Genomic DNA, 24367 nt, shown 5'->3' with positions numbered 1-24367 from the left:
GACACTGATTACCCAAATATCAAAATTGTTAAAGTCGCCAATTTTAACAATAATTTTCGTCTTTGGGTATCACATCAAACAGATGGGGAAACGAGATAATAAAAAAGCAGCTATTCGCTGCTTTTTTATTCACCTTCAGTACAGCACTCGGTGATTACCAGTCGACCTGGTAAGGTGATAACTGGCTTTAATGTGTGAATCGAGCGCTGCCAAAACGCTAGTTCGACTAATATTACCTACCCAATGCCCAGAATCATCAACCACGGGATAAACTTTAGGCTTTTGCTTTAGCATTTGTTGTGCTAATTCCAATATCGTATCGTACGGTTTTACGGTGAGTACATCAGTTCGCATCAGCTGCTCAACCGTGCAACACTGCTGCGAAAAATAACCGGTATTGATAATTTTTTCCAATATATCTGACTCTGATAAAAAACCAATCACATGACCTGTTGAATCAAGTACCGGTCCACCCAGGTGATGACTTTCTATCAATTTTTCACTAGCCTCTTCTATAGACATATCGGCGGTAAACTTGGCCGGATATGCGCAGAGGTAATCTTTTACCAATAATGACTGCATACATCGTTCCTTTTTATGTTAGCCCTCACTTTTAGCCTAGACGAAAATCAAGAAATGCCTAACATTAACAACAAATATTTGTTGTTAAAATGTAAACTTAGCCAATTCTGTAACGCCATCCACTAAAACCTAGGCAAAGCCCTTGCAGACAGGCCAGCCGTTTCTTAAAATCCTTGCCTTTACCTTAATGCCTCATCGAGCGACATAGCCCAACTCGACAACGACATGAAGAGAACCGCCATTATGAAAAAAATTATAAACCTTGCTGCAGGCTTACTTTGTAGCGCATCATTTTACGCCAACGCTAATTTACAATTGGGTATGGCCGTCGATCAGGGCCTAGGCCTTACTGCTAAAATCAACAACGTCCAGCTGTTTGCCGGTAACGATGGCGTGAGTTTGGACTATTTTTTTGAAAGTGGACGACTAACATCCTCGCCGGCGATCAACTGGTATCTTGCCGGTGGTGTTTTTGTTAATAATGATGATTTTGGTATGCGTATACCGTTAGGTGGTAATGTTTACGTTGCCCCTAAGTGGCAAATTTTTGCGCAGATTTCACCACAGATTAAGCTACCAAGCGATGACAATAACAACGATAATGTACGATTTGATTTAACGAGTGCATTAGGGATACGTTACCAGTTTTAAAAAGGCAAAACCCTGACGTCACTTGCTATGCGATAAACTATGCCACGCTAAGATGGTAATAGCATCACCAATGCCTTATGTGAATCAGGGTAGTAACGCATCAAGGCGAGTAAAAACAGTCCGCATTGCAAAGCAATCATAGCGTCTTCTGCCGCGTACCGGCATTGCGCATCGGTTAATGGGTAGTTAGCCCAATTACTCAGTGCAACACGTTTAGATTTTCGCAAATATCGATCAAACAATGTCGCGGTTAAGTGCTGTGCACCCGCGCCTTTTTTCCGCCCTAGCGCCCTAAACACGCTAACCAAATCGACACTATTTATTAAGGACAATTGCTGCTGATTTAGCGCTTTGGTGTCGCTTTTCAAGCCAATACCGAATTTGATTATTGTCGGATTTTCAAGTGCCGATTTTAATCCACTAAATGACTTTAACGCCTCGATATGAAAAAGATAACACCTGTTGGATGTTGCAATTTGCAGTAAACTGATTGGAAAGTTATCAGTAGCTTTAAAATTTGGCCGCGATTCACTGTCAAAACCCAATATAGAATATCGACAGATGTCATCAATCGCCTCGTTTAGATTATCGTCATTAACGACAACAATTTGCTCCTGAGCTAACCGATATGGCGTCAGTTTTGTTATATCCTCTTTACGCTTTACTGTCTGTAATTGCTCTATTGTCTGTCGCCACGTCGGATAGCGGCAATACCATTGCTTTGCATACACGTCGATATCCATAAATCCTATCCTCTTTGCGCAATATGGGTTAACGATTATATTGAGGTGCAATTTTATGTCACGTCTACTTCACATTGTTTCGGCTGTTGTTGCCGTCTTGTCATTCCGATGAGAGCGTTCTAGTGTGTCTTTGATCGCGGTAAAATAGTAGATAGCTTGTTGTAAGTTATAGAGCATTCTTTGTAATGCCCGCGCGCAATCTAACGCTTGAGTCGCCAATGGCACATCAAGATGCCCTTCTGCCGTTTGGTTCATAATAAGATGCCTAAATTGCTCAAGCTCGGATTGCCAGTGATCATGGCAATGTGACATTTCTTTTTGCGCCCTATCAAAATGGTTTAATTGCACCGCGTCGATCACCATGTCAACGGTATATACCAGTTCGTCAATTGCGCTGACTAGTACCTGTTGAGATTGGTGATGTAATGCACGCACATCATGATCACGGCAGCGCTGATGTAATCTTTGCATATGATCTAAGGCGTGAATTAGCGAAACGAGATTTTGCCAGTTATGCTGCTCATGCGTTGGCAAATGGATCAGGTCAACATATTCGTGTGTTTGATCGAGAGCGACTTCTAGCTGCGTAAAGTCTATTGTCTGATGTGTGTCGTACGATTTGAGGATATGTTTGACATATTCCAGCAAAACCAGCAACTGCGGTCGCAACGCCGATTTGACACTGGCAATGGCCACGTCAGGGGCGTTAATAAAAGATTTTTCTAAATTATCGGTATAGCCTCGGACACCATACCCCACCAAGCGACTCATCATCCTCGCAAACTGGCGCGTAAATGGTAAAACCACAATCACGCCTAAACCATTAAATAAGGTGTGAAAAGCCACTAACGCAATTTCCGCATTGTGTGCCAATTGACTAGGAAACATGTATTCATAAAGGAACGTAAATGGCGTTAGTAACAACAACGCTCCTATGGCGGTAAAGATGTTGTAGATGACGTGGGATAAGCCTGTACGCTTAACACCGACTGAGCCACCAATAGTCATCATCAATGCTGTAATCGTTGTCCCCACATCCATGCCAATAACCAATGCGGCAGCTTGATGAAAATTTATCGCCCCAGCATATAATGCCGTGATTGCCGTCGCCACCCCAGCACTTGATGATTGCGTAACTAAGGTTATGGCGATACCAAAAAACACCAATTGCAGCCGACCTATCCAGGTGTCATCTGGGAATTTCGATGGTGTTACAAACTCTTTTAAATCGGCCATACCCAGTTGCATGTATTCAATACCAACAAAAACCAAGCCAAAACCAGCAATGGTCATACCGATGTTTGCGTACTTTCCTTTAGCAAATAATCTCAGTAACGTACCGATAAAGATAACCGGCAACAAGATCGTCCCTAACTGCAACTTGACACCAACCAGTACCACCAACCAACCTGTTATGGTGGTGCCAATATTCGCGCCGAAAATGATCCCCAAGCTTTCAGAGAAGGTAATGATCCCTGCACCGACGAAACCAACAGCAGCAACCGTGGTGGCACTTGACGATTGCAATATCGCCGTGGTGATGGCGCCTGTTAATGCACCCGATGTTGGGCTCTTGGTAAAACGCAATAAGATCTGACGTAAAGCACTGCCAGCAAGTTGCTGCAATGCTTGCGTCATGATCACCATGCCAAGTAAAAAAATGCCAAGACCACCAATCGCGGTGAATAGGGTTAAATAATTAATAGTGTCTTACTTTATCGGTAATTGTTTCATATTATTAGAATAGTTTGTCACTAATGAAATGACAGTTATGCAAGACTTTTCAGCAATCCCACTTCTTTTGCTTGGCAGTATGTTTCTCGTATCATTGATCATTTCGCCCATTGCCAACAAATTCAATATCCCCAGGGTCTCTTTATTTATTAGCTGTGGTCTTATTATCGGTCAAATGTTACCTGAGCAACTACATCAGTTAACCCAACAGTGGTTTTCCATGATCGCCAATGTCACACTGCTGATAGTTGGCTATTTACTCGGTACGGAGCTGACCCGAGACTATTTAAAAAATTATGCAAAAGTCGTCTCGATAAGTACTATCGCAATTTCACTAACTACATTCATCGTGGTGTGCAGCGGTTTATTGCTGCTCGGCTTTGCCTTAGAGCTTTCAGCGATACTTGCCGCTGTCGCGGTTGCAACCGATCCTGCTTCTACCTTAGATGTGATTAAACAAAGTCGCCTCAACAATCGCTTCACTCAAATATTGCAAGGTATTGTCGCCTTAGATGATGCCGTTGCCCTGGTTATATTTTCTGTCGTCTTGTCCGTCGTTAGCGTTTTAGCCATTGACGAACCACAATTTGGTCCCCTATTACATATGGCGTGGGAGCTCAGTGGTGCAGTATTACTAGGCGCTGCGGTCGGTGCATTGTTGGTATGGCTTCTGAATATGAAACGATACGCCGATAGCCAACAACAGTCGGTGTTGATCGAATCGCTTGGGCTTATCTTATTGACCGGCGGTTTATCACTGTATTTCCAATTTTCATTTTTACTTGCCGCTATGGTGATGGGCGTTGTCGTTGTCAACTTTTCAGATGATTCTCAACAACATCTTCACGAATTAGAGTTTATTGAACAACCACTGCTGGTGTTGTTTTTTATTCTTGCTGGCGCATCGCCGATATTATCCCTCGACACCCACATTATCGGACTGGTTATCGCATACCTGATCTTACGTACTGCCGGACGATTTGTAGCTGGTTTCTTATTACCCAAACAAGCGCTAAACAGACAAGATAGACACTGTCTCGGTATTGCACTATTACCTCAGGCGGGCATTGCAATGGGCATGGCGCTTCTTGCGAGCCAACAATTTCCTGAGCATGCCAATACCATCATTACTGTCACCATCATGGTCACGGTCTTATTTGAGCTCGTTGGTCCTATGTTTACGAGCTTCGCCTTAAAACGAATAGAGCGCGGCAACAACAATTAACTGCTTAGTAGATAACAACACCACTAACCCCATTCCTGAGTACTTAAAGCTCTCGCTATAACGACACCATAGTATCGATTGAGTCTGCAGATATGAGCAAACCACAGAGTGTGCTCTGTGGTTGCGGTGACGCATTATATGTACGTGAACTTATATAGCATTGAAGTAAGCAACGATAAACGAGAGCCCTAGTACATCACAAGCCCTGCCCGAAAACCCACCGATGTAGCATGCCTTGTTATTTTTTAACCAAGATGATGCGCTTCCTCAATGCGGATCAGGCCAAACGGTGATGAGGATAAATGTGACTGTTCAGTAATATCGAAACAAAAATTTACACTCTTTTAAAAAGAGTTATGTTTTCATCATGATTTACCCACAAGTAGCACAAAATCCCTAGTAACACCTTGTTTTGTAAGCTTTACGATAGGTATTAATTAAATATTCATCACATTTCCCTCAGGTTTTTAAGCGAACCATTTACTTAACTTAAAGTGTCGTTAGGCGACATCTATCACGGCTCATGGACGCTAAAGCGATGCCTTCACGAAAGTGAGTAAAGCTAACATTTAAACCTAAGGCAACAAGGGAAACAATGTAATGACTCATGTAATGATTAAGGAAACAAGTGCTCTAACACTAGCGTTTAACAGCGCGTCAACGCGCTACTGATACGTGATAGCCAACACATGACTGCGACGTTTGAGTATGCCTCGTTCGTTGTCAATGCAACGCAACGCATCAATAGCTAGCAGGATATTGAAAAGGAAAACTGACAATGAAAATTATGACACTACCAACTACCGCTGCATTAACCGCAGTGTTATTATCAACCGCACTTTATAGCACGACAGTGCAAGCACACGGCGGCGGCTCAAGTTCCGCTGGTAGTCCGATGTCACCTTACATGGAAACCGCTCTTATCGACGTATGTAAATCATCGCTATCAAACAATACGATTCGATTCAGTGATACGGTAGACAGCTACCGCATGAAAACCAAAACTGTTGCAATGAAGGTGGTATGTAATGGTGAAAATATTGCCGATTTCGCCGCAAACAATGGTGCTTATAAAACGGCAGAGCGACTTAATGAGTCACTTGGTGACGTGAGTATTGAAGATGTAGCTTTAAATGCCAATGAAAAATTCTACGTCAACTTTTAATCACTGCCTGATTTTGCTCGCAATAACACAAACCACCAGTAACTCTGGTGGTTTTTTATGATATAAGAAACGAGACATATCGCATTTTAGACAACGCCACAAACCGATGCCAATATCTCCTTAGCTGTCTAATTCACTTTAAGATCTTAAGTTGTTGCAAAAGAGCCTCATCAACCTGTTGCTGCCAAAGTAAATAGCGTACATCGGTGGTCAGCTGGCTTAGCACAGGATGAGGACCGCCGTAGCGCCAGTTATACCAATGCAGCCAGCCTTGTGACAGTGCTTCATCAAACGCTTGCTCGGCATTTTTAGGCTGTTGTAACGCATATAAAAGAATAACATCAGCGATGCCATAACCTAGATAGCCTAGCCGATTTTTGCTACCAATATCGTCAAGTATGGGGGTGGCAACCTGAACAGCCTCATCGTTTAACCCCGCTTGCGCTAACGTAAATACATAATCAATTTGCTCAAGCAGCAAGTCTCTACTGTATCGATATTGTTGTTCACTAACCAACTTAAATGCCGCTCGATATTCATTAACCGATTGTACAAAGTTACCGGTGAGCATGAGCACTCGGGCATAATGAAAACGACCTCGGGGGTTGTTATCCGTTGCTACTTGTTTGCATATACTCAGCGCCTGTTGCCAATGTTGTTGTAATATTGATAACAAACAGTTTCGTTGTGCAACCATCACAGCGGAATCACCAACATCGAGATTTTGGTAATAATCAATGGTGTATTGTGGTTGATTGAGAAAGTAATAACTATCGGCCATCCTATGCTGAAATTCACGGTGCCAATGACTACCATCAAGTTTCGCCAAGTGTTGCAGCGCAACCGTAAACTGTCCCGTACCCATGTACAAATCCACCAACAAGTGATTTATTGAAAAGTCATCAGGGTGGCGTTTAATAAATTCCTGCAACGCATCAATGGCTAGCTGATGATTCCCTTGTTGGCTTTGTATTTTCGCCCACTGCACCTTGGCCAAAGAGTAGTCCGGTTTATTTATCATCACCTCAGTTAGCTGTTGCATCGCCAGCTCGTAACGCCCGTTCACTCGATACAGTCGAGCAAGGTGTGTTTTCAGCTCACTACTGTCTGTATGGTTGCGTATTGCTTGTTGTAGCGCACTAATAGCTTGTTCTAATGTCAGCGTATTAACTTGATAAGCGTATAACGCCTGAGCGGCAATATACATAGGCTCATTCAATGCGTCGGCTTCGAGTTTGTTAAATAATTGCTCAATGCGTTGCTTATCCAAATGCGGTTGCCTATCGCCGACAAATTGCAGATAAGACCACAATAACTCAGCAGCAATCGAGGCTTCATCGGGGTATGAAAAGTGAGCATTTTCAAGCAAATTGATAACAAGCTGAGCGTTTTCAGGGGTATTTATTTGCCTTAGTTCCCGGGCCTGATGAACTATGATAGCCGCCTGCAAACGTTTTAACGACAAGTCGCGCAAGTCGAGTTCGTCCTGCGCGGCAACCGTAACGAAGTACTCTATCGTCTGAGCAATATTGTTAACTAATTCGTTCCATTCTTGACTGGCACCAGCAAATCCTTGAGTCCATAAGATATCGCCACTTTTTCCATCAATAAACTGCACTGTCACTTTGTATTCGTCTGCCAACCACTGTACCCCTCCTCGAAAAATAAAATCGATACTCTGGGTTTCCTCGTTAAGCAACAGATCATGCTCAACCACCACATTGGCCGCTTCTGAATTACTCAATGTGGTAATTAATCGCTCAGACAGAACTTGAGCAACCATAGCGGTATCGGGACGGTTATCTATCGAGCGAAATTGATCCACCTTAAATTGATAGCGCTGATGTGCGTTGCTTTGCACGTTGATTAGCTTATGGCTCAGAATGGCAATGATGATCACCATCACCAACACCATCGCGGACAACACCCAAATAAATTTTCGCAATATCCCTCGCCGCGTTGTATTTTTATTCTGAGCTGATTCTTCTGATGTATTGGTGACATCATCGGGGAGTTCTAAAATGTAACCGTGCTTGGGGATGGTTTTGATGTACTTATGGACCTTGCCGGTATCACCCAGTTTTTTTCGCAATACAGAGATGGCTCTGGTGATCACTTCATCAGATGTATACTTTGACTGCCAAACGTTTTGGGTTAGTTCTTCACGAGAGATCACGCGATTGGCGTTGTTCATTAGATACACGAGGACTTCCATGACCTTAGGCTCTAAATGAACAACCTCGTCACCACGTTGAATTGATGACATATCACTATGTATAACCCATTTATCAAGAACTAAACGCGTTTCGTTCGATTGCACAAACAGCCCCTAATAATCACGCTAAGGTGAACACAAACCAAGATGCTGAGATGACATATTGGTCGCGCGCTTAAGTGTTTCTCGAGCCGATTGAGATGTTACCATCGACTCGACACAACACGCGCAATAACCTTAAGTTTAGCGCTGAACCAAGGGATTTACCGAAATATTGCCTTAACTACTCGCCAGAAAATGTAACCAAAGCTTGCAACAATAAAATCAACCTTGTCTAACTTATTGTAAGTTAACCGTTATCGAAAATTTACTAATTGCGGTTTAAAGTCCGTCACATCAACAGTCAAATGGTGGCGAACTATAAAGTCCAGTAAGTGTTGCTCTTCTTTATTCAACGACGATAGCGTAATGGTATTATCATCAAGCTGGTATAATTGATGACAGGCTTGATAGTAAAAGCATAAGCACACGAGCGCATCTCGATTATGCTCTGCAAACGCTGCGTGCTTAACGTGTTTTAGTTGACGATAAATCTGGTTAATCTGCTGTTTTAAGCGCCAGACATAGTACACCTCATACATAAATGGATGTTGCTTACACAGATTTATCAATGACAGTACCAAAACTAATGCAAGTCCAACACCTGTTGCATTGAAGATAAAGTTGTCTGCTCGTGGTTCAGAGAACAAAGTGATAAGTAGTTGCCCAAAGAGCAATGCCAGTAACGCAAAGCTAATCACGAAAGCAGCAATGACATAGTTTAAATGACGGCGATAGCGGGTTTTATTGATATTTTTTAACTGCATAATATTAGTTGCTTAATAATCTTGTACTCAGACGAGACGCACGACGGACTTGGCGACCAACGGCTTGCTCAAACGTGGATTGTTTTGCGTACACAACAAGGTGCTTTTTGGCACGAGTGATACCGGTGTATAATAACTCGCGCGACAACAAACGACCATAGGGATCGTCAACAAACATAGCCACATGATTAAACTCTGAACCTTGAGTTTTATGAATGGTCATCGCATAAACGGTTTCATACGCTGGTAAGCGGGATAGTGACACTTTTTTATAGCCTTGCTCTTCAACAAAATAGGCGGCTAACCGTTTTGTCTCATCTTGCCAAATGATACCAATATCCCCATTGAATAAGCCACTCGCATAATGGTTTTCACTGATCATTATCGGCTTTCCATGATAGGGCTTTTGCGGGTCGAGGATCAGTTTTTTCTGCACTAGGTGTTGTTCAACCAAGACGTTAATCGCTTCGACCCCCTGCTCTCCTTGGCGTGTCGGCGTTAAAAATCGAAATGCATCGAGTCGTCGAAATGCTTCATCTAAATCACCGGACTGTTGAATAGGCTGATAATAGCGCTCTGTCAAACGGCGCACAAACGTCACTAAATCCTGCTTTTGCTCAAGCGCCAGTTCCTCATCTTCGCCATTAGTCAGTAATGACCATGCTTTATCGGCTTGCGATTGGATCACATACTTGGCCAGTTGACCGATGCCACCGTCACTTTTAAAACGACGGCTTAGAGTAAGGTAAGTGAGATAATCTATTGCTGGTTTTTGGCAATATGGCTGCAACGATTTTGAGATCAACTGCTCAAGATGCGCCGCATTACTGCCACTTAAACGGGTTTCCCCAAAAGGCGCGATATCAGCAAGTACACTGCCGGTAGCAACCGACGGCAATTGGTTGGCATCGCCTAGCATAATGAGTTTAGTATTCGCTTTTAATGCTCTAAAAATTCGAGCCATCATCGCCAAATCAACCATAGAGACTTCGTCAATCAGCAGTACATCACAAGATAACGGATTGTTTTGGTTATGCTTAAAGTTAGGTGATTGATGCTGTACACCCAGTAATCGGTGAATGGTCGAGGCTTGGCGAGGCATCTTCGCTAGCAGATCTGCGGGCAAGTCACTTTGTTTTTGCAAATCATCGGTTGCTTTGATAATCGACTCACTCAAACGCTGCGCCGCTTTACCGGTTGGTGCGACCATAGCGATATGCAAATCAGATTGCTGCATCAATAAGGCTAGCAAGAGCTTGGTAACCGTATAGGTTTTGCCTGTTCCCGGTCCACCAGCAATGACCACCAGTGCTCTATTCAAAGCATTGGCTACACTTAATTTCTGCCAATCAATATCAACACTAGAGTCGCAATGCGAGGCAAATAAGGTATCGATAATAGCTTTCTGCTGCGTTGCATCAATATGCGTTGCGACATTCACATGGTGTTTTATAAACTCAGCAACTTCACATTCAAAATGCCAATAACGACGTAAATACAGTGCTTGATGCTCAAAAACCACCAAGGCTTGCTCATGATCAGTGCCAAACAGTCGCTGACAAAGTTGCTGTAACGTGTCGATATCCGCAAAACGAAAGCCTAACGATGCTTGCTCGTCGTCTAATTGGCCAGTATTGGCACTCTGATAAGTGTCAAACCATTGTTGTTGTGCCACATCTGCTAGTGGCAGGCAACTGTGGCCAAATCGTTGGTGCTGACTAAGTGCCATCAATAAGTGACATAATTGCCGACACTGAGCCGATGTAAAGGCATCGATGGTCTGCTCATTCGCTACTGACAAACCTCTTTGTATATCATCAATAATGGATGCGGCTAAAAAGTAGTCTATTGGCTCAATATCGGCAAGCGTCTCCCGAGCATGATAAAAATCACGATACGGCATCGCCAAACCTGCGTCGGCCCTAACGGTGTTGTTATCAGCATGGGTGTTTTTTGGAGTGCTATTTGAGTTACTATCTACATTCATTTTGACACCATATTATTATCCATTAGCGGCCTTTGTTGCTCATTATCACCGTCCAGTGGTTGCCATTGTCGGCTTGTGGCTAATCGTTGAAAATCCTCGACTAACAACTGTTTTTGTTGTGCCGACAATGAATGCCCAGAAAACACCGCATTAAGGCTATCAAGCAAGGTTGCCGACAATGGATGATAAAATATGCCTTGAGTGTCTAGATTACGGTCACTCATGCCACGCAGGTAAAAGTAATATACGCCACCAAAATGCTGCGCAAACTGATAATCACTCATACGCTCTTGCAGATAGCGATGTAACGCGAGGGCATAAATCAAAAACTGTAGATCATAAGCATGTGTTATCACATGCTCAGAAAGTTTTGTTGGCGTGTAATCTGCCATGCTATCGCCTAAATAACTGGATTTATAATCTGCTACATAATAACAATCTGATGCATTGTCCTTAAAAATCAGATCAATAAAGCCGTGCATCATCCCCTGTAAGGCTCGGTGTTCAGGTAAACTCAATGTTTTAAGTTGCGTATTTTTATGACCAAGCGAGGTTCGAAATTCAGTCAATATAAAGTTGAGTTCAGCTAAATTGACCTGCTCCATTGGAAAATAAAATTCTGCCTCACGTAACGTATTGCTATACGGTAGTTGTGATAATGACAAGCCCTGTTGATTAAATGGCGCCGCAACGATACTGTCGAGCCAAGCATAAAACGACGATAACTTAAAACCATCGGTTAGGTTGGCAAGTTTTTGTAACCGAAAATCGGCGACTTTTGACCAGTTAGGCTGAGCAAAGTCGCTGTGCTCTAGTACATCATGCAATAAATTGCCGCTTTGTGCGCCTTTGGGGAAGGTGAATCGAATCGCATCACTGGCCTGTTGCGAATCGGTGTCATTGCCATCTAATTGATCGCGATCTTTTTGTTGCCGACCACTATGACGTAAATTACGAGTCAATGCCGAAAACGAGCTAAGCCACCAGTCACGCTCTATTCGTCCAGAAAAATGTTGCACTTGATACGACACATCGCCGTCGCCTTGAACAGGTAACGGCGCAGCAGGCTGCGATGAAACGCGTTGATAACACATATCCTCAGGACAATTCGCCGCTAACTGGGTAATGGTTTGCGCAAAATCTTGCCCTTGCTGCATTTTTAAGACGTGACCGATAGGTGATTTGTGATAATCCGCAAATTGCGCGACTGGCAGATAACACAAATGCTCAGCACGGGTTATGGCAACGTATAAAAGACGAATATCTTCTGCGTAAGATTCATCGACCATGCGTTGCAAATACTGTTTGTTATCACCGATGTGTAATGCCAGTTGGTTATCATCATCATGATATTTAATAACTTTTTTGGTTGTCGTGCCTTGTTTACTTGGATCTTTGTGGCGCGAACTAAACGGAACAAACACCACCGGATATTCGAGACCTTTTGAGCCATGTTGCGTGACAATCTGCACTAAGTTTGCATCACTTTCTAAGCGCAGCTCAGCCACTTCGGCAAATGGATTGTGGCACTGCTCAATTAAATAGGCCAATAACTGTTGTGGTTGTTTGCGAGTTTGTGATGCTGATTGCAGTACCTCAAACAAGTGCAACATATTGGTTAACTGGCGTTCATTGGCCTGCTTGTGACGAGGGTAATAGTCATGCAGTAATTTGAGGGCCATGGCCATAAAGCCACGGCGCATCCACAATTGATGAAGCTCGAAAAACCAAGATTTTACTTGTTCGTAATACGCTTCATCATCATTGACGCGGGTTAGCATAATGCTATCAAAACCAAAGTAGCAAGTCGCTAACGCGGCGACAAATTGCTTGTCATCTCGACAATTGATGATCGCCTTTAATACGCTTATGGCGTCACTCGCTTCTAATGAATGGAATAAGTTATCACGTTGCGACTTATAAACACTGGCTATATTTGCATCATTTAATGCCTGTTGTATGTCCTTAGCTTCCGTACCATCACGAACTAAAACTGCGATATCAGCGGCGCTTAACGATGCTTGTTGCTCACCCTTTTTGATGCGTGCGGTGGTCAGTAAACGAGTTATTTCTGCTGCACACCATGATGCAAGGTGTTGGCGAAAATCGGCTTTCGCCTTGCCCCGAGAATGGTAGTCTTGTTCATCATCTAATTGCACAAACCGCATCGCGGCTTGGCGCATATTCGTAGCGCTTGGGCTATCCACATCATCAAGCAAACAACTCTCGCTTGCCTTTGGCGATGCCAATACCGGTTGATAATCAATGCCGTAACCGAACACCTGTGCATAGTCTTGATTGATATCACCGCCATAAAATAAATGATTATAAGCATTAACCATGGCGGCACTGCTGCGCCAATTGGTGTCCATAAACCAGCGTTTATTAACAACATCAGCGGCTTTTAAATAGGTAAAAATATCGCCGCCACGGAAGCCATATATGGCCTGTTTAGGATCGCCAATTAAATACAAAGCTAGAGCGTTGTCATCGTCTATATAACGAATATAAACATCGCTGAGAATGCTAAACTGTTGCGCATCGGTATCCTGGAATTCATCCACTAAGGCAACGGGGTATTGCTGTTGTAACGCCTGAGTTAATGGCTTTTGTGGCAACTGGCGTTCATTCATAAGAGCTTGCTGTAATTGCACAATTAAATCATCAAAACCTAACAACATTAATTGCTCTTTACTGTCGAGAACTTTCGCTTTGATATCCGTTATGGCATCAAGTAAGACTTCATAACTGGCAACACTTTGCTGTAATTTAGCAAACGCCTTAACGTGTTTTTCAAGTGCATGACAATAACTCACCGCCGCATTGAGCGTCGCTTTAATGGCTTTGTCTTTACCGAAACGGCCGGTTGAAACAAAATTAAAATTCGCTTTTTCCGACAGTAACTGCGCAAAGTCTTGCAACAGGGTGTCGTTGATATCATTGGCTTGTAATTGTCGCTTATATTGCTGATTAAAAGCCTTAAGCGATTGGCAAAACGACAGCAAGTGCTGCCATTCTGCAATCCGGTCTTTATGTGTTTTTCCCGATTTGTTGTCAATGAGATGACGTGCAAGTAGGACTTCGTTGTCAAGTAATTGTCGGTAGCCTTGCTCTGCCAGAGCAATAATTTGACTGATCACCGATGCCTTGGTATCGACACGGGTTTCGATGTTAGAGCGCAGGACAGCGGAAAACTGCTGACTAAAGTCTTCCGGGGTTGGCCACAACTGCACCAGTTTTTGAAAAGTCGCTTCATTGTTATGCTGTAATAAGCGATAGTGATCTTGGCACGCCTGAATGTATAGCGAGCTGTCATCGGTTTCCATTTGACTGGAAAAATTGACACCTGAAGCAAAAGCTTGCTCACTCAATATACGAGAGCAAAAGCCGTGAATGGTGTATATCGCTGCCTGATCTAGGTTAATTAGCGCATGCTTAATGGCAACAATGGCGTAAGCGCGCTCAACCACCTGGCCAAGGTGGTAAAAATACGGGTTGCCTTCATCCGCGGTGTAAACATCCCAATGTTGCAAGGTATCACGCAAAAACGCATCAATCCGGCCGCGGATCTCCTCTGTCGCCGCTTTGGTAAAGGTCATCACCAAAATTTGCTCAACCGAGAGTTGACGCTCGAGCAGCATACGCAAATAGATACGAGTAATATTAAACGTTTTCCCCGTTCCTGCACTTGCCTCAATTAAATGCGAGCCAGTTAAATCTATGCGCTCGGCAGTTAAATTTTCAGTCATCGTTACTCTCCAGCTTGCCAAGGGCTAAAGCTACATTCCGCTAAGGCAATGGTTTGCATACGCACATCCTTAAATAATGGGCTATAAACCTCATCCAATAATGGCCATACCTCGTCAATGTCTGGACACTGCGGCCAAAAATAGTTGATGTACACATCCTTGCTATACCCGCTACCATAGCCAAAATCATTACCTACCCAATCATTAATAAACTTTGATTGGGCTGGTACGGTATCGGTGTATTCGCCTTTTTTAAGCATGTAATCTGCAGCGATGTTTGGGTTTAATAACAATGGCGTTTTTTGCCCCTTGGCGAATAAGGTCAATAAATGGGTTAATCGCTCAGTACAGTTGATCGTCGGTGCGAATTGAACGATCTCCACTTGCTCATCACCATCTTTACTTTGTTTAAAGAAATAGCCGAACGTATAGACGGGCTTGGCTGACGCGACGGCACACGCATACAAATGACGTAAATACAAGGCAATCAAGTCCTTTCCTTTAACACTGGCATGGCGATAGGCTACCACGATATATTTGTCGTGTGCATCGAGCCATTGCACGTCACCTGTTAAGTCGATATGACCAACATCTGGGACGTTGACGGTCGTTGTCATTGCCATCGATTGCTGTTGCTCTAACGTCATCGCTTGCTCAGCAACGGCTTGGATATGTTGGTTAATGGACTGCCCAAACGCTAACATTTGTTGTTGCCACATGTGCGTATCATCAATGCTTCGCTGATCATCAGCAAGATCACCAGAAAGTAAGCTATAACGAGTAAACTCATCAACCTTTGACGTTTTTTGCTGCTGTGTTACAACATCGCTGTGAGGGTGATTAAGGGCGATGTCTAGCACCCCTTGACAGTATTTATAGCGCTGTAATGCGTTATTTTGAAACGGCTCGACATCGTTAATTAAATTGTTGTTATCTTGGAAAAACAACTTAAGCTGATGACGAGCGTAATATTGGCTTGGGTGCTGATAAAAGGCGATCAATGCCGATATATCGACACCGTCTTCGACTAACGACGCTTCAATACCATTATCCTCTAATGTCGTAGATTCGCCATTGTGCACGTGCACATCGCTTTGCAACAAGCGCAACCAGTTACCATCAAAACTGGCGAAACGATTATCTGACCGATAATTATCGACACTGAATGCCTGTAACGGCAACTGTCGCAAGTGCCCTTTAGGCGATGCTTGATCAACACGCCAACCATAGCCGTATTGCAAGTAATCGAGCAATTCAGTTAACACCACCGATGGTTGACGATCATTATTGTTTTTTACGTCTTTACCTTGATAGCTTACATAAAAGTATTGTCGAGCGCTTATCAACGCCTCTAAAAATAGGTAACGATCGTCACCTCGACGTGATCTGTCGCCAGCTTTTGCTTTCGCCTGTGCCATTAAATCAAAGCCTACCGGTGTACGTTGTCGTGGATATTCACCATCGTTAAGACCCAGTACAGCAACCACTTTAAATGGAATCGAACGCATCGGCATCATTGAACAAAAGGTGATTTGCCCTATCATAAACTGGCGCCCAGGATCAGGCTGTGAAAAATGATGATTGGCAAAATCTCTGATGATACGAATATCAACCGCTTGTTGATATTTGGCCTCTTCACTGTATTCGTAAAGCTGTTCAAGCGCGTGTTCGATGATCAACAAACCATTATCATTATCGGTGCGAGCAAATAAACGTTGTACTTGTTCAGATAAGATCCGATGCCATTCTTTTGGTGAATGTGCGCCACTAAATAACTGGCGTGCACGTTGTAGTTGCTCAATAAACAGCATCAATTTGCCAAGGACGATGGCGTCGTTGCCTTCTACATTTTGCAAGCAAATGCTATTGCCACGTAAGGTATCTTCGTCGGCATAAGCAAATCCATGCAACAACTTGGTTAATCCTTGTTGCCATGTAAACGAATCCGTTTGCTCTGTCGCCCCAAGGATAGATGCTTTATGATCGCCATCAAGCCCCCAATAAATGTTGGCAATATCAAGCCATCCAATAATCAAATCGACATCGGATTCAGAAAAACCAAATTGCAATTGAACATGTTGTAAACGCAACATATCAATGATGAACGTGGCACTGTAGCGGCTATCAGGTAAGGTTAACAATTGGCTAAATGCCGACACCAGTGGTTCACTTTCCTTACTGATCCTATCTGCGATTGAACATGGCAGCGGAGGAACATTGTCGCCAATGTCCTCCCAACCGCGCACAAATACTGAATCAATATACGGCGCATATTGTTCCACTTCAGGACACATAACAATGACATCTTTTGGCGTTAATGTTGGGTTGTCATTAAACAGGTGCAATAAGTAATCATGTAAGCCCTGTACTTCACGAAGTGCACTATGTGCACTGGTGATAACAATAGAATCATCGTGTTGAATGATGGGTTGTTGACGACGATCCGTTAAAGTGAGGATATCTTTTTGAATACAGGTTAACACATTCGGGGTGTTTTGCTCGCTGAGATCCTGCTGATTTTCCTCATATAACTCGTCGTAAAGAGGAATTTCAATGTTGTCAAAGTCATGCAGCAAACTTAAAAACTCTCGCCCTTGTTGACCCAAGTTCGCTAGCAATGGATTCACATCGACGGTGGCCTCAATATCTGTTGGCCATTGACCAATTTTATGCAAATAGGCTTTCTTTACCTTCATCTTATCGGTGGCAACATCACCCCAATATTCATAACACGGATTTAAGTGAAATATATGAACATCAATATGCTCTGCCAGCATATTCAAAAACTTCAGCCACATAGGCGCTAAGGCGTTAATGCCAAACAAGGAAATACGTGAGGGTAATAGATGTTTTAGCTCGGCGATATTGGCTATCGCTAACTGCAGCAATTGTTCGACGTCATAACGACTTTGCTGTTGTAAATGTTGCCAGATAGCACTTTGCCACTGCTCGGTTGTACGAAATCCCAAGGTTGCATCATCTACCTGTGCTGGGTGGTTGTTTTGCCATTGCGTTAACCACTCAGGGCGATAAATAAGGTATTGTTCGTACAAATCCGCTAACTTTACTGCGAGCTGAAATCGTTTTAATGCATCATTACCTTGTTGATTACGCCAATATGCCGTTGCAGCGTCACAACGAGGATCATCTAGCACCTCTTGTTGCTGTAATAGAGCGTCTATTCGCCACGCCAAGACTTCTCGAGCATAGGGTGTTTGCTCAGGAAACTCGTCCTGGCACAACGTGCGCAGCATTTTCCACAAATACTGGGCGGGGAGGACAAACTCGCAGTTCATGCTGATCTTATTGACCTTAGCCAATTCCATATTCAGCCAATGCTGTAAACCTTGGCTTTGCACCACAACCACTTCTTTTTGCAGTATCGGTAGCGGTTTAAATTGGCGGATGTTGGCAAACAGGGTGAGCAAATCTTCCATGCGGTTTGCCGGGTATATGTAGATCAAAATCAACTCCGGATAAGTCCTATCGAATTATCACGATTTAATCACACTATTGGTAAATACTCTAGGGTAAAGCGTGGCAAAGAGTCCGTTTGTAGACTTCGTCACCAGAGTCACGTTCAGGTAAGGGAGTATTAACGAGTTTGAGGTTGCTAAAGAAGAATATGGAATGCAAATAACCGTAAAAATGGATATTTGCATAAACACCCAAGAAAATAAACTTAATCGATTAGGGTTTTAAAACTTTGTTGATAAAAGTCGCCTAACACTGGCACCACATGTTTTTGCTCGGTAAATGCGTAATAAATACCGCACGCCCATAAATACAGCACAGGTAACGCCAATAACCAGCCGATAACAGGGATAAAACTAAGTACCACCCATGTCAGTAAAACACCTAATGACTGGCGTAAATGAAAAGCCGCTAATCGAGATGGGTTATTACCATGTAAAACCAATGCCACTACCCAGCCAAAAATGGTTAAGTAGCTGATCAAGGAAATCGTGCGACTATCTAACTTGAACAAACTATCGTTGAGCTGATCTTGCGACATATTCCCTCCTAGAACCTAACAGAAACGACATTATCACTGATATATCATTGAAAACATCAATATATCGGTGCACTACGATTGACTATAACTATGGAAAAAATTAGCCAAAAAGCAAGTGTTCTGACAAGATAAACACATTGTTAATGTTAAGTAAACCACAGATGAAGCCACGCATTGAAATATACCCATTATCAAGACGTCATCATCGATTCTTAATGGTTATTGGCACTGTATTACTGTTAGTCGCTATCATGATCGGTTGGGTCATCAACGAGCAATATCGATTTCCGATAATGGGGCTTAAGCTCGCCGCGATTGTCATTATTGTCGTTGGATTCGTTAAAAAGTTTCAGCCCAAAGCAAGCTACATATTAACCCCCGACATATTTCAATGTAACCACCCGTGGGGGCATATTAAACTTAGTTGGAATGATATTCTCGATATTAATCAGGTGAAAATTGCACAGGATAATATTCAACTGCCGTACGTTGGCTTAAAACTAACAGATATTGATTGCCTTGGTGAAGGGATCACACCGCGCCTTGCCAACAAACTGCTGCATGAACAAAAAGATTTGGCCGCAATCGCCGTAAAATACAAACAACTCAGCTTAGACAAAGCTGTGATAAATTTTGAGCCCTTTAAAGGCAAACACTTGTACCGTGGACCAATTGCTGCGTTTCTGCATCGCAGCCAACACTTACAACAGGCGTACGGCTATCATGTTTATCTACCTGCCGACAGTTTCGACCGCGATCTAATGGCGTTTATTAGTTTGCTTAAGCGCTGTACAGCATATCGGCACGATTATTAGTCGCTAAATGGCTGCTTTAGCGAATTCACCGCTGTGTCGGATCATTGCCATTGCACCGTATATGCTTGCGACGAGCGTAAACACGATTAATGCATAATGCTGGTATAGAAAATTTACCCACATTGAAATTTTTACTACACAAATACAATTGCACTGGTATAATAGCTCAATAGGGTGATAGAAGGATGGATATCATGAGCATATCAATTAAAAAACCAGTTGTAAGAAAAAAATTATCTGAAACAGTCGAAGAAGAGCTGGAAATGATGATCAGGCAAGGTGAGCTTTCTGAAGGTGAAGCATTGCCTTCAGAGCGTGACCTTATGACTGCCTTTGGCGTTGGCCGCCCTTCTATACGTGATGCGCTGTCAGCACTACAACGTAAAGGCTTAGTCAAGATCAGTTCAGGTGAAAGAACTCGAGTAACTCGCCCGTCTGCCGACACGATTATCTCAGAGCTATCCGGCTTATCAAAAGACTTCCTAGCACAGCCTAATGGATTAAAATATTTTGATCAGTTACGGACGTTTTTTGAATCAAGTTTAGTACGATACGCTGCCGAAAATGCCACTGATGAGCAAATAGCCGAATTAGAACAAGCCCTTGAGCGCAATAAAAAGGCCTTAGATAACGATAACCAATTTAAGAAAACCGATATTTACTTTCATCGTGTTATTGCATCGATTCCAAACAACCCAATATTTGTTGCTGTTCATCAGGCATTGGTTGACTGGGTTATCGACTCAAGACCAAGTACACAAAATAATTTAGAACTTAATGAAAAAAGTTACGCTGATCATAAAGCCATTTTCGAGGCCATCAAAGCGCATGATGTGCAAGCAGCAGATAAAGCACTGACTCAGCATATTAAATACGTATTCGATAAGTATTACGCAGAATAATTCAGCATCATAAGACAATACCAATGAGGATCTGCTTCGCCAGGTCCTTTTTTATTGCCATTGACGCAACAGTTAATGCCCCCTGCAACAATTTAGTCGGGAACTCAGTAGCGTGTTAAAGGAATTGTCACTAATTACCAACCCAGTTTTCGGCAACGAGCCAATCATAAACCCTTTCTATCCAAGTATCTGATGGCAAACCTTGTTTGTTCATACCAAATCCATGACCTCCTTCATCATACATATGTAAAGCGACATGTTTTTCGGCTGCAAGATAAGAGTTGTATAAATTAAGAGCACCCTTTGCTAAGCCAAGACTATCATCGGTGGCACAAACAATGATCATAGGGGGAGCATCGGCTTTGGGTTGTTCAATATTAACAACGTCGATCCACGGGTAAACAGGCACTACAAAATCAGGTTTTGAATTGCTCTGGTATCGATAACTTGCACCTAACGCAACACTGCCCCCGGCAGAGAAACCCATTAGACCAATTTTGCTCGGATTGATACCATACTTGCTTGCCCTAGTCCTTACATATTCCATTGCTGTTAATGCATCATCAACCGCATAAGGTAACGTTAACTTCGCTTTAGCTACAGATTGCTGATAGTCTGCTTGCCAATCAACTTCAAGATCAGCGACGCCGTCGTACGACGTTGGCATTAAACGATAGCGTAAAACAAACGCGGTGATGCCTTTTCGATTCAGCCAATGAGCAACATCTCTACCTTCACTTTCAATACTTTGCGCGTATAGCCCACCACCAGGTGCGATAATAACTGCCGTATCTGTTTGCTGTGATGCGCTAGGCCGGTAGGTTTCTAATGTCGGTTGAGACACATTTGTGACGACCTTAGTGCCCCAAATATCAGAAACATACTCACGTTCTTGGTGCGTGTATGTCATCGGTGCCTGACTGAGCGTTGTCAATTTTATGTCGTTTGTCTCGTTATCCACAGCCGATCTCGTCATAATGCCACGCTCAAAATGAGCCCCTATAACAACGTTATTAACATTGCAGCAACGCCGAGGTCAAGCGCCATATACTCACGGCATAATTCACCTTCGTCGCTTACGTTTCACTTCAGACGGGTGACGTTAAGCCTTGAAAGCTGACTTATTGAAGTTCCATTCACATAACATTTCGTGCGTTTGTATGAAAGCAGTCCATCGCAGCAAACAATTTACAACCAATTTTTGTAGAAAAAAATCCCAATTATCGTCTAGTATTAAAACACCCCTGGTGGTATAACAGGTATACAACATGCAAGGAATAGAAAAATAATGAATAATTTAACAATAAAAGCCTTAGCATTTATTTTGTTATTTAATTGGGCTGGATTGTCTTTCGCGAATACTGAGATTCAATGGTTGAGTCAGCCATTAAGTGCGCCGCTGTCCTCAGATAGCGTTATTGCACATCATAACAATAAAACTTTTTTGGTATCACCAAGTAGCAAAACACTATCGATTATCGAAAATGGCCAAGTTTCCATACACGACTTTCCGATTGAAACGACAGCAACAAATCTCACTATATTATCGTATCGACAGTTTAACGTCGTTATTCATCATGATAAAACGTCAAATCACATCCCAACATTAACCCTAATCAAATGGTTTGATAACGGCTCGCCAAGTTATCAAGCCATTGATGTTATTGCAAAAGCATTCGCTGTTGAACATGCCACCATCTTTGATAATCGTTTATGGGTATTAACTAACAAGCAAATATTAAGTTTAGACTTACAGCGAGCCATTAACGGTCAGAATACATCATGGCAACAACATAGTACTTTGCCTGAATCGTTAACACAGAGTGGCTTACTCAGCACACAAAACGATGGTAGTGGAAAAAAACTCTATTTATTTGATCGCATCGTTCAGCAGGTGAACGATAAGCTATATGTGCCATTTTGGAGCCTATCGGCAACATCTTGGCAACAACACCAGCGTGCGAATGAACCTAGCGTAAGCTCACACGCTATGATTAACGAGATCTATCCGCTCGGTCAATCTCATCTACTGGCGACAACAACAGATAATCAATTTTTATCTTTTAATACCATCACTCAGCAGTGGACAGTATATCGTTCTTCTATCGATGCGAGTGACCTTCAAGGGCTAACATTCCACAACAACCGTGCATGGGCGATAAATAAGCAAGGGCGATTAGTAAGCGGTAGCTTAACACCACCGAAAAAAGAGTTTGGTGTCGTTAATATGAGTGTACTTGTCGTTTATCTTTTATTAATGGTCGCTGTTGGTTTGTATTTTGTATTCAAAAATAAGTCGACGGACGATTACTTTCGTGGTGGCCAATCGATTCCTTGGTGGGCTGCTGCCTGCTCCATATACGCCACTATGTTAAGTTCATTAACCTACGTCGCACTGCCTGCTGTTGTTTATCAAACCAATTGGGTATTATTGTTAGGTATTTGGACAATTATTCTGGTTGCTCCGCTAGCCATTTATGTCGCCATGCCATTCTTTCGTCAAATTGATGCAACCAGTGCTTACGAGTATTTATCAAAACGTTTTAATATGAGCGTCCGTTTGTTTGCCAGTGGTTTATTTACCCTATTTCACATTGGTCGTATGGGCATTGTCATGGCCTTAACCGCATTGGCATTGTCGGCAGTCACACCGCTGTCAGCAACCGAAAGCGTGCTATTGATGGGCGTTCTCTGCTTGCTATATTGTACCCTGGGTGGTATTGAAGCGGTGATTTGGACCGACACTATCCAAACCATTGTATTACTGATCGGTGCCTTGGCATGTTTTGCCGTTATTCTGGTTAATTTAGACGGCGGTTTTGCTGAATTTATCAGCATTGGTCAAATGAATGACAAATTCACTATGGCCAACTTGAATTTTGGCGATGGCAGTATCACTGAGCTTGCTTTGTGGGTCATTATTTTAGGTGGCATTGGCCAAAATTTATCGAGCTATACCGCAGATCAAGCGGTCGTTCAGCGCTACACGGTGACCAAAAATCCCAAAGCGGCAGCCAAATCAATATGGACTAACGCAATTATTGCAGGCCCAGGTGCGTTATTGTTTTTCTGTTTAGGGACAGGTCTTTACGCCTTCTATCATGCACAGCCGGAAAAACTCGACCCGACAATCCAAATCGATCAAATATTTCCAACCTTTATTGCCTCTGAATTGCCAATAGGTCTAGCCGGACTGATAGTTGCTGGGATCTTTGCTGCGGCTCAATCCACCGTTTCCACAAGTATGAATTCTATTGCTACCACAGTCGTAACGGATTTTATTCGTCCATTTAATGTCATTAAAACAGAACAAGGATATATGCGTTCTGCTCGCTGGCTAACTTTTACAATGGGCACCCTCGGTACCTTAGCAGGCTTGATATTTATCAACCCAGAAATTCGCTCACTAATGGAAGCTTACTTTAAGGTAATCGGCATGTTTATGGGCGCACTGGGCGGACTATTTGTTCTAGGTGCCCTTAGCGCCAGAGCCAATGCGCAAGGCGCATTAATCGGTATTGTCAGTGGCGTTGTGGTAATGATATCGGCATGGCAATTAGGCTGGGCAAATGGTTATTTATACGCATCTATTGGTATTGTTTCATGTTTGGTCATTGGTTACCTCGCCAGTTTAGCGTTTTCACCTAGCAATAAAGACTTATCAGGGTTAACGCTATTCACCATGAAAAAATCGCCAGTTTACAATCAATAAGGGAGG

16 protein-coding genes are annotated in these 24367 nt (G+C 42.9%); 6 read left to right on the top strand and 10 right to left on the bottom strand.

The annotated features are described in order from the left end of the window. Positions 1 to 135: 135 nt before the first annotated feature. Entirely contained in the window at positions 136 to 582 is a 447-nt protein-coding gene (locus ACAX20_RS06915; RefSeq protein ID WP_371189447.1) for a CBS domain-containing protein, read from the bottom strand. Between the two features lie 243 nt (positions 583 to 825). Between ACAX20_RS06915 and ACAX20_RS06910 the strand changes: the two genes are divergently transcribed. After that, entirely contained in the window at positions 826 to 1233 is a 408-nt protein-coding gene (locus ACAX20_RS06910) for a hypothetical protein (protein ID WP_371189445.1), read from the top strand. Positions 1234 to 1280: 47 nt separating this feature from the next. On the opposite strand, the gene ACAX20_RS06905 is transcribed toward ACAX20_RS06910, so the two are convergent. Continuing rightward, a complete protein-coding gene (locus ACAX20_RS06905) occupies positions 1281 to 1976 on the bottom strand; it encodes a 3'-5' exonuclease (protein ID WP_371189444.1) in 696 nt (231 codons plus the stop codon). 69 nt (positions 1977 to 2045) lie between these two features. Next, a complete protein-coding gene (locus ACAX20_RS06900) occupies positions 2046 to 3638 on the bottom strand; it encodes a Na/Pi cotransporter family protein (protein ID WP_371189603.1) in 1593 nt (530 codons plus the stop codon). A gap of 109 nt (positions 3639 to 3747) precedes the next feature. Between ACAX20_RS06900 and ACAX20_RS06895 the strand changes: the two genes are divergently transcribed. Together ACAX20_RS06895 and ACAX20_RS06890 are read left to right on the top strand one after the other, a co-directional pair. Continuing rightward, a complete protein-coding gene (locus ACAX20_RS06895; protein ID WP_371189443.1) occupies positions 3748 to 4935 on the top strand; it encodes a cation:proton antiporter in 1188 nt (395 codons plus the stop codon). A 778-nt stretch (positions 4936 to 5713) separates the two neighbouring features. Further along, a complete protein-coding gene (locus tag ACAX20_RS06890; RefSeq protein ID WP_371189441.1) occupies positions 5714 to 6100 on the top strand; it encodes a DUF3718 domain-containing protein in 387 nt (128 codons plus the stop codon). A 133-nt stretch (positions 6101 to 6233) separates the two neighbouring features. Here ACAX20_RS06890 and ACAX20_RS06885 read toward each other — a convergent pair whose 3' ends face one another. From ACAX20_RS06885 to ACAX20_RS06860, 6 genes are all read right to left on the bottom strand, one after another. Continuing rightward, positions 6234 to 8420: a winged helix-turn-helix domain-containing protein gene (locus ACAX20_RS06885; RefSeq protein WP_371189440.1), complete on the bottom strand. Its 2187-nt coding sequence runs from the start codon at positions 8418 to 8420 to the stop codon at positions 6234 to 6236. Positions 8421 to 8671: 251 nt separating this feature from the next. Further along, positions 8672 to 9181, bottom strand: coding sequence for a DUF3087 family protein (locus tag ACAX20_RS06880; protein ID WP_371189439.1), 510 nt, complete (start codon positions 9179 to 9181; stop codon positions 8672 to 8674). 4 nt (positions 9182 to 9185) lie between these two features. After that, entirely contained in the window at positions 9186 to 11168 is a 1983-nt protein-coding gene (recD, locus tag ACAX20_RS06875) for an exodeoxyribonuclease V subunit alpha (RefSeq protein WP_371189437.1), read from the bottom strand. After that, entirely contained in the window at positions 11165 to 14917 is a 3753-nt protein-coding gene (gene recB, locus ACAX20_RS06870; protein WP_371189436.1) for an exodeoxyribonuclease V subunit beta, read from the bottom strand. The genes recD and recB overlap by 4 nt, the downstream gene beginning before the upstream one ends. 2 nt (positions 14918 to 14919) lie before the next feature. Continuing rightward, complete coding sequence (gene recC, locus ACAX20_RS06865) at positions 14920 to 18381, bottom strand: exodeoxyribonuclease V subunit gamma (RefSeq protein ID WP_371189435.1); 3462 nt, start codon at positions 18379 to 18381, stop codon at positions 14920 to 14922. Positions 18382 to 18599: 218 nt separating this feature from the next. Beyond that, on the bottom strand, positions 18600 to 18932 hold the full coding sequence (locus tag ACAX20_RS06860) for a DUF4870 domain-containing protein (RefSeq protein WP_371189433.1): 333 nt from the start codon (positions 18930 to 18932) through the stop codon (positions 18600 to 18602). A 161-nt stretch (positions 18933 to 19093) separates the two neighbouring features. Here ACAX20_RS06860 and ACAX20_RS06855 point away from each other — a divergent pair, with 161 nt between their 5' ends. Both ACAX20_RS06855 and ACAX20_RS06850 read left to right on the top strand, forming a co-directional pair. After that, a complete protein-coding gene (locus ACAX20_RS06855) occupies positions 19094 to 19747 on the top strand; it encodes a DUF2982 domain-containing protein (protein ID WP_371189432.1) in 654 nt (217 codons plus the stop codon). 194 nt (positions 19748 to 19941) lie between these two features. Continuing rightward, the gene (locus tag ACAX20_RS06850) at positions 19942 to 20649 is read left to right on the top strand and encodes a transcriptional regulator NanR (protein WP_371189431.1); all 708 of its coding nucleotides are present in this window, start codon (positions 19942 to 19944) and stop codon (positions 20647 to 20649) included. Positions 20650 to 20779: 130 nt separating this feature from the next. Here ACAX20_RS06850 and ACAX20_RS06845 read toward each other — a convergent pair whose 3' ends face one another. Beyond that, complete coding sequence (locus tag ACAX20_RS06845; protein WP_371189429.1) at positions 20780 to 21610, bottom strand: alpha/beta hydrolase; 831 nt, start codon at positions 21608 to 21610, stop codon at positions 20780 to 20782. A 327-nt stretch (positions 21611 to 21937) separates the two neighbouring features. Here ACAX20_RS06845 and ACAX20_RS06840 point away from each other — a divergent pair, with 327 nt between their 5' ends. Further along, the gene (locus ACAX20_RS06840; RefSeq protein WP_371189428.1) at positions 21938 to 24361 is read left to right on the top strand and encodes a sodium:solute symporter; all 2424 of its coding nucleotides are present in this window, start codon (positions 21938 to 21940) and stop codon (positions 24359 to 24361) included. Positions 24362 to 24367: the final 6 nt, after the last annotated feature.

This window comes from Thalassotalea sp. Sam97 (assembly GCF_041379765.1).
Classification (GTDB): Bacteria; Pseudomonadota; Gammaproteobacteria; order Enterobacterales; family Alteromonadaceae; genus Thalassotalea_A; species Thalassotalea_A maritima.
Note: the sequence above shows the minus strand (reverse complement) of the source record. Positions and strands in the feature narration are given on the sequence as shown.

What these genes read in the sequence shown, in the direction of transcription:
- ACAX20_RS06915 (WP_371189447.1), bottom strand. Translation starts at nt 582, where the DNA reads ATGCAGTCATTATTGGTAAAAGATTACCTCTGCGCATATCCGGCCAAG.
- ACAX20_RS06910 (WP_371189445.1), top strand. Translation starts at nt 826, where the DNA reads ATGAAAAAAATTATAAACCTTGCTGCAGGCTTACTTTGTAGCGCATCA.
- ACAX20_RS06905 (WP_371189444.1), bottom strand. Translation starts at nt 1,976, where the DNA reads ATGGATATCGACGTGTATGCAAAGCAATGGTATTGCCGCTATCCGACG.
- ACAX20_RS06895 (WP_371189443.1), top strand. Translation starts at nt 3,748, where the DNA reads ATGCAAGACTTTTCAGCAATCCCACTTCTTTTGCTTGGCAGTATGTTT.
- ACAX20_RS06890 (WP_371189441.1), top strand. Translation starts at nt 5,714, where the DNA reads ATGAAAATTATGACACTACCAACTACCGCTGCATTAACCGCAGTGTTA.
- ACAX20_RS06880 (WP_371189439.1), bottom strand. Translation starts at nt 9,181, where the DNA reads ATGCAGTTAAAAAATATCAATAAAACCCGCTATCGCCGTCATTTAAAC.
- recD (WP_371189437.1), bottom strand. Translation starts at nt 11,168, where the DNA reads ATGAATGTAGATAGTAACTCAAATAGCACTCCAAAAAACACCCATGCT.
- recB (WP_371189436.1), bottom strand. Translation starts at nt 14,917, where the DNA reads ATGACTGAAAATTTAACTGCCGAGCGCATAGATTTAACTGGCTCGCAT.
- ACAX20_RS06860 (WP_371189433.1), bottom strand. Translation starts at nt 18,932, where the DNA reads ATGTCGCAAGATCAGCTCAACGATAGTTTGTTCAAGTTAGATAGTCGC.
- ACAX20_RS06855 (WP_371189432.1), top strand. Translation starts at nt 19,094, where the DNA reads ATGAAGCCACGCATTGAAATATACCCATTATCAAGACGTCATCATCGA.
- ACAX20_RS06850 (WP_371189431.1), top strand. Translation starts at nt 19,942, where the DNA reads ATGAGCATATCAATTAAAAAACCAGTTGTAAGAAAAAAATTATCTGAA.
- ACAX20_RS06840 (WP_371189428.1), top strand. Translation starts at nt 21,938, where the DNA reads ATGAATAATTTAACAATAAAAGCCTTAGCATTTATTTTGTTATTTAAT.